The 15,324-nt window shown below is 34.8% G+C and carries 11 protein-coding genes and 1 pseudogene; all 12 read left to right on the top strand.

Annotation, left to right across the window (positions count from 1 at the left end):
• Positions 1-310 precede the first annotated feature (310 nt).
• On the top strand, positions 311-775 hold the full coding sequence (locus JCM9157_RS14835) for a DUF421 domain-containing protein (protein ID WP_235715022.1): 465 nt from the start codon (positions 311-313) through the stop codon (positions 773-775).
• Between the two features lie 759 nt (positions 776-1,534).
• Positions 1,535-2,290, top strand: a pseudogene (gene bglS / locus JCM9157_RS14840) (beta-glucanase); the annotation flags it as partial.
• 296 nt (positions 2,291-2,586) lie between these two features.
• Positions 2,587-3,657, top strand: a complete 1,071-nt coding sequence (locus JCM9157_RS14845) for a LacI family DNA-binding transcriptional regulator (protein WP_035665855.1) — start codon at positions 2,587-2,589, stop codon at positions 3,655-3,657.
• 303 nt (positions 3,658-3,960) lie between these two features.
• Positions 3,961-4,413, top strand: a complete 453-nt coding sequence (locus tag JCM9157_RS25425) for a LacI family DNA-binding transcriptional regulator (RefSeq protein ID WP_235715023.1) — start codon at positions 3,961-3,963, stop codon at positions 4,411-4,413.
• A 17-nt stretch (positions 4,414-4,430) separates the two neighbouring features.
• Positions 4,431-5,000 carry a LacI family DNA-binding transcriptional regulator gene (locus tag JCM9157_RS25430; RefSeq protein WP_235715024.1) on the top strand — a complete coding sequence of 190 codons (570 nt, stop codon included), beginning with the start codon at positions 4,431-4,433 and terminating at the stop codon, positions 4,998-5,000.
• A gap of 281 nt (positions 5,001-5,281) precedes the next feature.
• Positions 5,282-5,758 (top strand): VOC family protein, encoded by a 477-nt coding sequence (locus JCM9157_RS14855; RefSeq protein WP_035665856.1) that lies wholly within the window; start codon positions 5,282-5,284, stop codon positions 5,756-5,758.
• A 9-nt stretch (positions 5,759-5,767) separates the two neighbouring features.
• The gene (locus tag JCM9157_RS14860) at positions 5,768-6,469 is read left to right on the top strand and encodes an SDR family oxidoreductase (protein WP_035665858.1); all 702 of its coding nucleotides are present in this window, start codon (positions 5,768-5,770) and stop codon (positions 6,467-6,469) included.
• Between the two features lie 690 nt (positions 6,470-7,159).
• Positions 7,160-10,030, top strand: coding sequence for an endo-1,4-beta-xylanase (locus JCM9157_RS14865; protein WP_052013174.1), 2,871 nt, complete (start codon positions 7,160-7,162; stop codon positions 10,028-10,030).
• A gap of 1,686 nt (positions 10,031-11,716) precedes the next feature.
• Positions 11,717-12,766, top strand: coding sequence for a PIN domain-containing protein (locus JCM9157_RS14875; protein ID WP_035665862.1), 1,050 nt, complete (start codon positions 11,717-11,719; stop codon positions 12,764-12,766).
• A 540-nt stretch (positions 12,767-13,306) separates the two neighbouring features.
• On the top strand, positions 13,307-13,762 hold the full coding sequence (locus JCM9157_RS14880) for a helix-turn-helix domain-containing protein (RefSeq protein WP_035665863.1): 456 nt from the start codon (positions 13,307-13,309) through the stop codon (positions 13,760-13,762).
• A 196-nt stretch (positions 13,763-13,958) separates the two neighbouring features.
• Positions 13,959-14,318: a hypothetical protein gene (locus JCM9157_RS14885; protein ID WP_035665865.1), complete on the top strand. Its 360-nt coding sequence runs from the start codon at positions 13,959-13,961 to the stop codon at positions 14,316-14,318.
• A 622-nt stretch (positions 14,319-14,940) separates the two neighbouring features.
• Positions 14,941-15,324: metal ABC transporter ATP-binding protein (locus JCM9157_RS14890; RefSeq protein ID WP_035665868.1), on the top strand; the 384-nt coding region annotated here is incomplete at its 3' end.

Genomic DNA, 15,324 nt, shown 5'->3' on the forward strand with positions numbered 1-15,324 from the left:
TTTGTGGGATAGTCTTTTTTTGTTTGTAAAAGCTTAAGGCAATGCGCAAAGATTTCCTGTTTGCGAACTATTATATGGGAATAAATAACTCGTTTATTTTTGTAGCTTATTCATTAGATGTTTAAAAATCGGTAATTAAGAAGAAGGTTTAATGTATGAAGATAAAAACTCTTCTTTAATTGATGCCCGGTTATTTAACTAAATATTCTTAGAAATGAAAGGGTCAGCTATTATATTAGCGAGAATTATTACGATCTTCCCTTTATTTTTATTGATAACACAGTATATGGGCAAGCGTTCCATTGGATAAATGACTATTTTTGATTTTCTCATTATTATGACCTTAGCCAATGTGGTAGGAGCAGACATTACGGATCCAAATGTAGACCATGCCTACACTTATTTAGCTATTATAGTTATTCCACTAATACAAAGATTAACAGCACACTTGTCCATTACGAATCGGAAACTAGGGAAAAAAATAACGTTCGAGCCTACGCTAGTCATTCAAGATGGGAAGTTCTTAGTAGATAACTTAAAAAGGATAAGGTATACCGTTGATAACGTGTTGCAAATGTTACGACAAAAAAATATTTTTTATCTAAGTGATGTTCAAATTGCCATTATTGAAGAAAATGGGCAAATAAGTGTGTTAAAAAAAGAAAGTAATTTGGGAGTAACCATTGAGGATATAAATGTAGAAAAGAAAAGTAAAAGTTTGTCTTATCCCTTAATCGTAGAAGGGGAAATTTATGAAGATACCTTAACTATTTAGGCTTAACCCGACAATGGTTAAGTGCTACTGAAAAGGCAGGTTCCACAAGTAAATCGCGTCTTTTTTGCTTCCATCAATGAAAATCAAGAACTTCATGTTTCCCTAAAAAATGAACAACAACAAATGTCACCTATTTATAACTAATTGGGGTTTACTAAATCGTTAATACAATTGGTTCAGGTGATGATGCTTTTTTTGCCTATATATAATAGCAACTGGAAGAAAGTTCGAATATCAAAAATTAAAGAAAAAGCAAGGAAAAGGAGAATTCACAAAAACAAAATGAAAACCCTCAGGCCGCGAAGGTGTGAAAGATTTTTTTAGAGGAGCGAAGACAGAAGGATATTTATTGCTCTAGCGTCCAGTTCTACAAAAGAATGGGTACGAGTTTAATCATTGAGGAACTAGTAGTAATCGGTGTTAATCCTCAGACCATTTCAAGTAAATGGTCTTTTGTTAATACCTTGGAAATGAGTCTAACCTAGAATAGGATAAGAAAAGTTTGTTAGTTTTAAATTATAACTAAATTAATTGGCAGTTTGTGAATAAGTAAACTTTATTCATTAAATTATTGTAGTTTATTTCCAGTTGTTATATAATTCTGAATGTAAGCGTATACAACAACTTAGAATAGTTAACAAATAGCAAAATAATAAAAGTTAGGAGATGGTTCTTTTCACTTAATTTATCTATTCTACGAGGTTGGCTTTGTTTTTTTTGGAAATTAATTAACGCGCGTTAGTGGGAGGAGAAGGATTAATGAAAAAGAAATTAGTTTTATTTTCTATGTGTTTGCTATTGTTTAGCGGCCTTATATCTGGATTAGTTCAAAGTCCACAAGTTGCTGAAGCAGCAGAAAGACCAATTGGGACTGCATTTGTCGAAACATTTGAATCTTATGACTCAGAACGTTGGTCCAAAGCGGGAGTTTGGTCAAATGGACAAATGTTTAATGCGACATGGTATCCAGAACAAGTTACTTTTTCTAATGGTAAGATGAAGTTGCAAATTGATAAAGAAGACAATGAAACTGCAAGCCCGCCATACAAAGCTGGAGAACTTCGCACAAACGATTTTTATCATTACGGGTTGTTTGAAGTGAGTATGAAACCTGCAAAATCAACGGGAACAGTCTCTTCATTTTTCACCTATACTGGACCTTGGGATTGGGATAATGATCCATGGGATGAAATTGATATCGAATTTTTAGGTAAGGATACTACTAAAATACAATTTAATTATTTTACAAACGGAGTAGGCGGAAATGAGCATTACCATGAATTAGGATTTGATGCAGCAGATGATTTTAATACGTATGCTTTTGAGTGGAGACCAGAATCTATTCGTTGGTTTGTAAATGGTGAACTGGTTCATACAGCAACAGAAAATATACCACAAACCCCACAAAAAATAATGATGAACTTATGGCCTGGTATTGGAGTAGATGGATGGACTGGTAGATTTAATGGAGAAGATACTCCTGTAGTTACACAGTACGATTGGGTGAAGTATACACCACTTGAGGAACTGGGCTGTTACAATGAGAAAAATAATAAATACAAGAAATGTAAGAAAACGAAGGTAAAATAGTAAATCAATTGATGAAGTATTGTGAAACATGACAGATAATAATGAGGTTGTCGCAATGGGTAAACACTTTGTGGCAACCTTTTTTTAAGAAATCAATTGACTTTTACCATATTATTTCTTCAAAGATGGAAAAATCAGAACATTCTTTAATAATCACCCAATCATACTAAAATAATTGCTATAATAAGGGAAAATATTTTACTTAGTAGGTGTCAGGTTGTATGCGAAGTGAAGATTTAGCTAAACTTCTAGGTATTTCAAGAAGCACTATTTCGAGAGTCATTAATAATTATCCGGATATACCTCAAGCTACTCGCGATAAGGTATGGAAGGCAATTAAAGAGTATAATTATGTTCCTAATGCTTCTGCCCGTAAACTTGCAGGAATAAAAAATAATATGATCGCCATCTTTGTGTTGGATGTAAAAGATGAAAGTGTCCCACATCACTTAAAAACAACAGATGAAACACTTATTTATAATAACCCTTTTTTTTCACCTGTCATTAATGCAGTTAGTGATCAAGCAAATAAACTTGACTATTATATATTAATTTCGATTATTTATTCAAAGAAGGACTTAAAAAGAGTGGAGAATGTTTTTTCGCAAAAAATGATTGATGGAGCCATCTTTGTTGGAACCGAAGAATCAGAAAACGAATTACTCTTTAAACTTATAGAAAAGGAGCATATCCTTGCTCTTATTGACACAAATGAAATTCATAATGCAAATCATAATGCTATCTACGTAAATGCAAATAACTACGAAGGTAGTTGTAAGGCTATTTCATATTTAATTGGTCTTGGACATTCAAAGATTGGTATGATTACTGGAAATCTAAAAAAATTATCTGCAATGGAAAGACTAGAGGGTTACAAAGATACATTAAAAAGCTACAAAATAAATGTCGATGAAAATTTCATTTATTATGGCGACTTCATGGAGAGCAGTGGTTATCATGGGGCAAAGCATATTTTAGGTAAACCGAATCCCCCAACTGCACTATTTTTGAGCAATGATACAATGGCCGTAGGTGCATATAAAGCTGCAGTTGAATTAGGACTCAAAATACCGGATGATATTTCTATTGTAGGTTTTGACAACGCTGTTTTCTCCCAATATTTATCTCCACCATTAACGACCGTTGATGTGCCATTTGCTGAATTAGGGAAAAGAGCAGCAACATTAGTAATAGAATCAATTGAACAAAAGAAACAACGTGGAATTGTAGAAAAGTTGAAAGTAAATCTAATCGAGAGAGGATCATGCCAACGATTTAAATCTGAATTTTGATTTTGAGTTATTTGGAAACATCGAGAAGTTCTTAAAAAAATATAGAGAATATTTACTGTAAAAACCACTCCTTCGTAAAAAACGTAGAGAGTGTTTTTTCATTTAGGATGTTTTCGCATACTTTGTTGTTTTTTTGGGACTGTCTTTATCGTTATTTAGAATAAAATATAAGATCTATAAAAGTGTCTGTATTACCTACATAACAATAAGTTTGAATATTTAAATAACCATTGACAACTTATTTTGTTAAGGTTAGGATTAAGAAAAGTTATAAACGCGCGTTCACGAAAGTGGGAAGTTATATTGAAAAGAAATAAAATAAACAGCGCACAAATTGCCAAGCTTGCTGGTGTATCAAGAAGTACAGTGAGTAGAGTAATTAATAATTATCCTAATGTTCCATCTGAAACTAGAGAAAAAGTAATGAAAATTATTAAAGAAAATGATTACTTTCCCGACATGTCTGCGCAAGTCCTTGCTGGAAAGAACATGAGGACGATTGGATTATTCATCATTGATAAGGGGAGTGTATCCAGTGATTTTACAAGCAATACACTTATTACTAGTGTCATCGAAGAAGCGTCTAAGCATGATTACTATGTTTTAACTAATATTATTCGAGATTGTAGGTCTCCTAATAATGTAGAACGGGTGAAAGCCGTTTTTTATCAGAATAGAATTGACGCAGGTATTTTTATGGGGACTGACAATCATGAACCTTTAATTGAAGAACTGATTGCAGAAGCTTTATCTTAGGGATTGTTGATCAGGATATGCCGGGAAGAGACGAACCGAACCGAATTGTTTATAGTTTCGATAACGAAAATGGTGCTACTAAAGCTGTCGATTATTTAGTTAATCTTAATCATAGGAAGATAGGAATCATCAATGGTAATTTAAAAAGACATGCTGGTATTGCTAGGTACAATGGCTTTCTCGCTGGCATGAAACATCATGGTTTGTCTGTTCGTAGAGAATGGGTTTTGCAATCAGATTTTAGTAGCGATGAAAGCTATCAGACAATGGAACGATTTTTAAAGTCGAATGTGGAACTACCTACAGCTTTTTTTGCTGCAAACGATAAAATTGCATTTGGTGTTATTAGAGCACTTAAAGAAAAAGGAATTAATGTTCCGGCAGATATTTCCGTCATAGGCATTGACGATAACGTCTTAAGTAAATTGTTTCAGCCGCCCTTAACAACTTTTAGGGCAGAATTCAGCAAAATGATGAAAAGTCTAACCTTTGATGTTATAACAACTATTGAGCAGACAAAAGAATCAGGGATTAAGGTTACTATGGGGTCTGAGTTGATTGTAAGGGAGTCGTGTCGCTCTCTTTAGACTCCATTAATTTCTTAGTTTAGATGTATACGCTTACGATAAAGGATTAACTCTATTTATTTTGTGAGCGTGCTCTTTTTAGTCTGGTTTGAACGCGCATTCACGCGTGTTTACATAATCAAATTGTTGAAGGAGGCTTGATAATAAATCTTTCAAATTATCTACAGGTACTTCTTTTTTAATTAACATCATTTCATTGAATCTATTTAATCACCACATCTAGTGTAAATATGTTGGATAGTCCATTATAAAAATTAACTAAGTAAAAGGAGAGAAAAATTATGACAAATCATGCTCAAGTTCAAAATGGTGTGTTAGGTACAAAGGTAATTGCTCAAATTGGTATTTTGGTGAATGATATTGAATCCGTTTCACAAGCATATGCTGATTTTTTTGGAGTTGAAAAGCCGCAATGGAGTTGGACTGACCCAATGGATGTTGCTCAAACGGAATTCGAAGGTGCTCCTTCGGAAGCTCGTTCAAAACTAGCATTTTTTGATATGGGATCGCTTCAGTTAGAGTTGATCGAACCAGATCAGCATCCAAGCACGTGGAGAAATTATTTAAATGAACATGGCGAAGGACCGCACCATATTGCCTTTGTTATTGAAGGGATGAAAGAGAAAGTAGCTTTAATGGAAGCTAGAAATATGCCTTTAGTTCAAAAAGGTGAATATACTGGTGGACGCTATGCTTACATGGATACTTTCAAAGATTTAAAAATTTTAATCGAGCTTCTTGAAAATGATAAGAAATAGGGGGATTATATGAAACTATTAATAACAGGTGCTAACCGTGGTCTAGGGCTCGCTTTGACAACTGAGGCGATAAAAAGGGGACACAGTGTTTTAGCAGGTGTCAGAAACCCGGAACAGGGAGCGGATGCGTTAAGGCATTTAAGTGCTGACTTTCCAAGCCAGCTCAAGATAGTACCACTAAATGTTACAAATGAAGACACATGTATGAAAGCCTCAAAACAGTTAGAGGCAGACGACATTCGCCTTGATGCAATCATTAACAATGCAGCTATTTTAAATGAGCGTGGAAAAGCGATAGAAGAATTGGATATTGAGAAAGTAGAGGAGTCTTTTCAAATTAATCTGTTTGGAACAATGAGAGTAATTAAACACTTTTTGCCAGTATTGGTCAAAGGACCTAACTCGACGATTCTTAATATCTCATCTGAAGCTGGGAGCTTTCAAAATGCTTACGGCGGTGATTATCCTTACGCTCTATCAAAAAGTGCAGTGAATATGTTTTCTGAGCAACTAAGAAAATATTTATCTAATGAACAAGTATCTGTTTTTGCTGTACATCCTGGCTGGATCAAAACAGATATGGGTGGAGAAAAAGCTCCGGGAACACCGGAGGATTCTGCAAGAGGTTTATTAGATATTATTGAAAGAAAAAAGGAGCTTGAGGGTTCTCCAACTTTTATTAATTTTAAAGGTGAACCGATGCCATTTTAAAAAACGAGTAAGCGCCTTAGTGCATTGCTAAACAACATTGACCATCAAACTAGCGTTTGGTGGTCAATTAATTATCAAAGTCACATAAATCAATGAGTGGAACTTAGTTATAACGAGGAGGGAATGTTTTGAAAAAAATCGTTACCCTCTCTATAAAAGACGTAACGCTGGTGGGAGTCTTCATATACCTACATGAACTTACAGTGGGAAGGGAGTTCTTCCATTATAAAGCCGAGGAGAAAGATTTTAGTCGTTCTATTTGCTGGTGTTTCTGTTCGTTTATAAAGTAAAAAAGCACATTGCTAATCTGTGTGGTCGCTTGATTTCATTTTATAGAGGCTAAAAGATGGTACCACACGGTCTAAGAAAACGGTCTGCAGCGGTCTCCTCTTTTTTTAACCAAAACACCCTAGAGAAAGGATCAAAGATTGAATCACCAAGGGATGGGGGCAGAGTAGTGCCTTTCACGCAAAACTTCTGATTGTCCCATATAAGAACCATTCCTATACTTCTTACTTCAATAGTTATAAAGTTTACAGAGTAAAGTATATAGTTTTCAAGGTTAATTGATTGCTGTTGACATGTCATACTTATAAAGTAGTAAAACTATTTCCAATTTTTTCTTATGTAAGCGCTTAATGGTAGCGATTACATGTATGTGTCCAAAAAACTTTTATGGGGGAATGCGAATTGAGTAGGAAGTTTAAGCAATTCAAGAAGATTCTAGCGTTATTACTGATTGCTGCCTTGGTCATCCCGACTGGTTGGGTTGTTCCGGTATTAGCGAACAGTGAGACGCAGACAGTTTATCATGAGACGATTAAAAATGGGGACGGTGCTGCGCAACACTCAGGTGAAACACTCTCTGAGTCTAACGAAATCGCATTCTACGATTTTGAAGATGGCGTACAAGGATGGGCTGGACGCGGTGATGCTTCAGTTTCTGTTACTAACGATGGTTATGATGGAAGTCAAGCATTAAAAACAACAGGTCGTACTGCGGGTTGGCATGGACCAAGCATCAACGTTTCAAATTTGATGGAAAAAGGCGCTACATATGAAGTATCTGGTTATGCAAAACTTGTAGAAGGTCAGTCACCAAGTGGTATGAAACTATCTGCTAATCAACCAGGTGCTGGAAACGAATTCCCTAACATCAGTGGCACCACGCCATTACAGGTTACTGACTCTGCTTGGGTAGAATTTAAAGGTGAATATACTTATGATTTATCAGCGACAAGTGTATCGCTTTATTTTGAATCAGATAATTCAACAGTGGAATTTATTGTAGATAATGTAAAAGTGGTTCAAACAGCACCTGCACCAGACTTTGGTGACGATGGAGACCTCGACCAGTCTGGCGTATTTTCTGATTTTGAAGATGGTGTGCAAGGTTGGGTTCCACGAGGTAGTGGCTATAACGTAGTTGCTACGGATGCAGATGCATTTGATGGTTCTCAAAGCTTATTAACAAATGCTCCAGAACAATACCAAGGTCCATTATTAGATGTAATGGGTAAAATGCACCCAGGTCATATTTATGACTTATCTGTTTGGGTGAAAATGGCTGAAGGACAACCAGATACGAGTGTTCGTATTAGTGTTCAGTCAGGTAGTAGTTCATTTACGAACGTTTCAAGTGATACAACTGCTACGGATGAAGAGTGGGTTCAGTTATCTGGACGCTTTACTTTAAACAGTGCCCCGTCTGTACTAAATGCGTATGTAGAACTAGTGAATCAGCCTGAATCAGAAAGATTATTCTACATCGATAACTTTGAATTAAAACATATTGGTAAAGTTCAATCTGAAGATAGACCAACATTCAATGGAGATTTACCATCAATTTATGAAACGTATCAAGATCAGTTCTTAATCGGAAATGCAATTACAATGAATGAATTTCAAGGAGTTCGTCTAGAACACCTAAAACATCACCACAATTTAATAACAGCTGAGAACGTCATGAAGCCAGAATACTATTATAATCGGGCTACTGGAGAGTTTGATTTTGCTGATCAAGATGAATTTGTTAATGCGGCAGTAGAAGAGGACCTGAAAATTCATGGGCACGTACTTGTATGGCATGAACAATCAAGACCTGAATTACACACGGTAAATGGTACACCTCTTTCGAGAGAAGAAGCTCTTGCTAACATGGAAACACATATTGAAACCGTCATGACACGCTATGGTAACAAAGTCATGTCATGGGACGTAGTGAACGAAGCAATCGTTGTCACAAGCAATCCGAGTGAAGAATGGGAAAAATCATTACGTGACACTGGATGGAAACGTGCAATTGGTGATGACTATGTAGAACAAGCTTTCCGTATTGCTAAAAAAATTGTTGATAAAAACGGCTGGGATATGAAGCTATATTACAATGATTATAACGATCATATCAAAGAAAAGGCTGAAATCATGTATCACATGGTGAAAGATATCAATGAGAGATATGCAAAGGAAAACCCTGGTGAAGTTCTTATTAGTGGGTTAGGAATGCAAGGGCATTACAATGAATTCACGAACCCTGACACTATTAGAGCTTCATTAGAATTGTTTACTTCACTAGAAGGTGTTGAAATTGGTGTTACGGAACTAGATATTACATCTGGTAGTGCTGATTCACCTCAAACTGAAGCAGAAGAAATTAGGCAAGCACAGTTATATGCACAATTATTCCAAATTTACAAAGAATACTCTAATGAAATTTCACGAGTTACGTTCTGGGGTCTTGATGATGGAGCGAGCTGGAGAGGAGAAAGAACTCCACTGTTGTTCAAGAGTAACTTACAACCGAAGCTAGCTTACCATGCTGTCGTTAATCCTGAGAAATTCCTTGAAGACTATCCATTAGGTGGAAGAGTTTATAGACAAGGAGAAGCTGTCTATGGTACTCCAGAGATTAATGGAACAATTGATAGTGTATGGGATAACGCTCCCACATTATTACTTGATCGTGTTAGTGGTGCTTGGAACGTTCGGAATGGCTATGGAAAAGTCCTTTGGGATGAAGAAAATCTATACGTTATGATTCAAGTTTATGGTGCAAACTTAGATAAATCAGCAACAAATGCTCATGAACAAGATTCAGTTGAGGTTTTCTTAGACAGAGAAAATCTAAAAACATCTTCTTATCAAGATGGTATTGCACAATATCGCGTGAATTTTGATAATGAAGCTTCATTTAATCCAGGAACTGATGTTGTTAGACAAGGATTTGAGTCAGCTACGAAAATTACTGGAAACGATTATGTTGTTGAAATGAAGATTCCATTTAACGAAACAACACCAGAAGATATGAAGAAAATTGGTTTAGACCTTCAAATCAACTATGCAAATAATGGCCAACGAGCTAACTTTGCTACTTGGAACGATATCACGGGCCAAGGTTGGAATGATCCTTCTGTATTTGGTGTAATTACACTTGTCGCTCCTGAACAAGATCCAGGAACTGAGGACCGGGAACAAATCCAGGGGAAGAACCAGGAACAGACAAACCGGGTCAGGGTAATGGAAACAGACCGGATACACCACCAGGACTTGAGAAGAGAGTAGAAACGCCTAACCCAGGAAACGGAAATAAACCGGCTACACCACCTGGTCAGAGTAAAAGGAAGTAGTAAATATGTCAGAGGCTGAGTGGAGAGCTTATCTCTTCACTCGGTCTTTTTTAGTTGTTAAGTGTTAAAGTGGACGAAGATTTAAACGATCTAATAATCTAGTAGTACATAAACCAAAACCAAATCTCTAAATCCTCTAAAAGTTGAATCATCAATTGTATTTATCAAGTCTCTTACTTCAGAAGGAGTAAAAGATTCCAATGTGTTCTTCTTGTGTTTTTACAGGTGTAAACCGTTCGTCAATTGGCTCATTAAACCAGCTTTCTAAAAAACAGTGCCGAAGGAATGCCCTGATTTGATTTGTTGGAGTTTCTATTACTAGTACTAGTTTTGCTCCTATAGTATTTTCTAACCCTTTTTTGCTCATGATTTGACATAAAAAAACCTTCCACAATTTGTTTGTAGAAGGATACAGATTAAATAAATATGTAGACGAACCCAAGCGGCGGTCTTACCTAAACGGTCTGCCACGGTTTCGTCTAAAACCTAACAGAGACCGTGTGATACCTAAAACCCTTAGAACCGTAAAAATCTTAATATGGCGGGACTGTGTAGGAATCGAACCTACCGGAGACGGCACGCGCCTCCCAAGCGGTTTTGAAGTTCTTGGTGGTATGTATTTTCTAGTACCATCAAGTGCTGTAACGTGCTATGTAATAAGGTTTATGTGATATAGAGTCTCACGTAGTATCAACAAATTTTTTGAAAAGGGCACCAAACTTGGCACCAGATTTTAAGAGAAATATGATAAGAAGTTATGAGTAATTTTACAAATCAAAGTTCAAATTAATGGATAGTTGTTTCGGAAAATTTACGAGGACTATTATCATGTCTTATTCAATAACAAAGTCTAAAACGAAAGAAGAGAGATAAAAGCGACACACCTATGAGGTGAAATTTCAATTGATGTTAAGGTGTCACTGTAACGTCACGTTCGTTAGATTACATAAATAATTCGGAGGGGCTTTTGGTAGTCTGAACTAACCAATTAGAATAGTCCTGAAGAAGTTGTTGAAAAACACCGAGCCATTTACTATGGTGTAAAACGATACTGGTAATGGAACATAATTTTAAAAGCGGTCACTTCATAAGTGACCGTTATTCATATTTGACAATTGCTATACAACAAGATTTCTTCAATTATGGGGGGAGTGAAACAATATACTTAACCAGTCATATTTTCTTTTAGGTTCATTTTTTTGTTCTTTAAACATGAGGGAACACTACCTTTATTAAATTATATCAGTTTGATAATAAAATTTTCAGTAAGAAATGTAGCGACAATGGTTTTTATGGTGAATTGTTTTGATGTTTAAACCCCTCATTTTGGAGAAGAGTACCTAATGAATTATAGTTATTTGTTGCGCAGTAGACTAATTACTGTGCAACTAGTGTATTCACTTTCATATGACTTTGTGAACGACTACACTTAAACTAACAGCTTTAGTCTAATAAGGATTAATATCCCAAAGTCAGCAATATGCTGTTGTCTTTTTATTCTGTCTGGTGATTAGTTTAGATGTAGAATCATAATTTCGGTAACTAATTTTAAAATAGTTTTTAAAGGATATATATCCTTTTTTGTCGAATACGACAAAATCACGACCAAAAGGAGAAGCAAATGAGTTACCTAATTTTTATAGATACTAATGTTGTGCATAACGATTTTTTCTTTAAAAGTAGCGCTATTAAAAAATTATTGAAGTTCACTAATCATGAACCAGTTAAACTTTGCATTACTGAATTCAACTATAACGAAATTATAAAAAAGTATAGAGATAACGTGAGACCTGCAATAAAAGAAGTGCGACAGGTTAGAAATAGTGTAAGTAAAAAAATGGTGGAATTAGAAATTGGCGATTTGTTTGATTTGGAGAAACTAAGGGCAGAAAAGTATGTTGATCATTATAAACTATTTCTAGATGAGATGATTGAAAATAATAATATACAAATAGTTGGTTATCCAACTGGAGAATATGTTACTGCTCAAATATCAGAGAGATACTTTAAAGGGATTAAACCTTTCGGTGAAAATAAAATATCCTTCCAAGATGCTATCATTTGGCAGAGTATTGTTGAATATTGTAAAGATGAAGATCCAGAGATTGTAGTGTTTATTTCAAACAATACTACAGATTTTGCTGATAAGAGCAAAAACAGGATTCACAATGATTTAGAAGACGATATTCGCGGACTACTTTTTTACAATTCAGTGGGTGCATTTCTTGAACACGAAGAAGATAACTTACATGATTACTTCATCGATAATTACGAATATGATAAAGAACTATTGGAGAGCGAATTAAGTATCTTTTTCGATGGGAATTATTCTTTGAATTATACAATCAATGACCTCTTGATGAATTCAGAGTTTGAAGGAGAATACTTTAGCGGGTGGGGAACCGACGGTTACATTGATGAGGTGAACTTCGAGATACTTGAAGTAACTTTTGATATCGAAGAGAATCAATTATTAATTACATTTGGCGTAGAGTTATGTGTTAGTTTTAGTATAGAAACGATAGACCCATCTTACGAAAGAGGTGATTCTGGAGACGGGATGATGTCGGAAAGCAGCACTACAGATATATATCTACAGGGAGACATAACATATTCTCTTAATGAAGGAAAAATGACTGATTATGTAGAGAAAGAAATAGGTTTTCTATAAGCATCTTAGATGAGGTCCAAGAATTGCAGAAGAGTGCGAGCAACATGAAAAATTTTTGGTCCAGTAGAGAGTTCCTTTGCTGTACAGTACAACGAAACTGTGTATTCAACATGTATTTGAAAGATCTTTGTAAAAGAAAGTACTTATCTAATGGGAAGCGATAGTGGAATAAAACATAAAATTTTAAGAAGCCTAAATATGCATTATTTTATTCACGCAAATGTATAATTAGGCTTTTTTAGTTTTTTTAATAAGAGTATTTAAAACAATAAATCAAAATTAGGCAAAAGATTGGCACAAAACAAATATGACTTTTTATTTCATTTATTGAAAACATCTGAAACTGACATCACAATTTTTTTGCTTTACTCAAACAACTGCACACCTAACTTTAGCAACCTTTTTGACCACGCTTGCAAGTTTCCCTCGCTATCTCCCCTGCCGACTTTCCATCCATTGTATTTCGGAATAATGTCATTAATATCACCTCATAACCATATATTTTAATAAAATCTTATGAAATAAGGGGAGAGAAAATACATGTCTATCACAAATAAGCCTAACAAAGTTGAGGTGAAGTTAGATTTTGAATTAAACACTATTATGAAAATAGGGCACATTGTGAACTGGCTTAATGCAGAAAACAATTATGTTTTAAAAACTAAAGAGGAATTTGCTTTAGAGGATTTTATTAAAGGATCCGTACATAATGAGCTAGACCGGATGGAATTAATTAACGAGATTTTTTGCGAGTTGAAAACCAAGCCACTTCGATCTCCCAAAAATGTGAAGAATAAATTTAAGGAACAACTAAAAATTTTAGGACTGAAACAACAAGATCTTTCTGAAATGACAGGTATCTCCAATAGTGAGCTTAGTATAGTCTTAAATAATAAACGATTTATTTCAATGGAGTATTTTTTGTTGATTTGGATTTCCCTCGATTGCCCATCGATAGAGAAGTGTTTTGAATTAGAAACAGTTGAGAAAAAATAATAACAATTCCGTATAATTGCAAGTGTTAAATGGGTGAAGGAGCGTGTCCAATTTGAATATAACTGTATAAACAATCGTTTAATTTTTGATAAATTTGAGCATATACCCCTAGTATATAAATTAGATATTATAACTAGGGTAAATCTCAATGCTGGTGGAAGGTCACCATCAAAATAAATAGAATTGGTGTGATGATATGTCTTATGAGCAAGAAAATTATAGAAAGACTGTAGAGAAGATAAAGAAGGCTGCAAGAGATTTGGAACCAAAGAATAAAGAAAATAATCCATTGTGGAATTTGGTTAATGAAGTATGTAAAGAAGATATCGCTCCAGAACTAGAACTGAAGATGGAATCTCAGTTGCTTAATTATGATACTGTTTGTGAGTACTTACCGGAAAGGTGGGAGATGCCTCGAAATGATAAACTGTTGTATTCTGATCGTGAATTACAAGAAGCGATGAAGTTGCTAATATTTAATTTAGGGGTGGAAAGTACTTTAAATTTAATTCCAAGACAGCTTATCGAGGCTTACATAGCGAAAAAAGAAGATTGATAGTAGTTACCAATTAATTATTAAATAGGAATTATAGAAAATTATTCTCTTTTATATAAAGCATTAGTTCGATTTTGAAAAGAACAATCAAAGGCACGATAAACTCGTGCCCTGAATATTGACTTAATTCCTTCTATCCCGTTGATAAATTAAAAAAACTTAAACTAGAGAAAAACTTTATATACTCTCGTAAGGGAAAATACTATCTACTAGTTGATGATGTCAAATGATGAGAGTACATACGAAGACATTCACTAAAAGGCATTAGGAGATATGATTCCATTTGATAAAAAAATGAAATAGAGTTAAATCGTATATAAGCGATGGTTCCTACCCCCGAAAGTTAGAGTAGAAAATCTAACTTTCGGGGGTGTTTTTATGGTTTTATTCTCAAATGAATAATCATTCAAGAAAATAAGCTTGTAAACTATATGTAAAGTGAATATAATGGTAACTAAAGTTGCCCTAGTGAAAAATTAATTCGTTTGTACAAGTTTATTTCGTCAATGCAAATACATATCATGATATAGGTATTCCAAACGTACATTTTCTTTTTAACTAAAAAGTTGCCCTGAGGAAAGTTTATGATTAAATTATTAAATATCTAAAGGAGTTGAAGCTATTGGACGACTTAGTTTTAGTTCGAAATTTACATGTTTCCTATCACGGGAATGAAGCGGTGAAAAATATATCATTCTCCACAAAAAAGGGGCAAATTGTTGGAATTATCGGTCCAAATGGGGCGGGAAAGTCAACTTTATTAAAATCACTGTTGAATTTGATCCCAAAAGATAAGGGTGAAATAAACATCGCAGGTAAATCGATTCAGGAAATGCGGGAGAAAATTGCCTATGTCCCTCAACGTAGTACTATTGACTGGGACTTCCCTATTACAGTGATTGATACAGTTTTGATCGGAACATATCCGAAGCTTGGCTTGTTTAAACGATTAAAGAAAAGAGAAAGAGAATGGGCCTATGAATGTTTAAAAAAAGTTGGGATGAAC

The organism is Halalkalibacter akibai JCM 9157 (assembly GCF_000513135.1).
Lineage (GTDB): Bacteria > Bacillota > Bacilli > Bacillales > Bacillaceae_D > Halalkalibacter > Halalkalibacter akibai.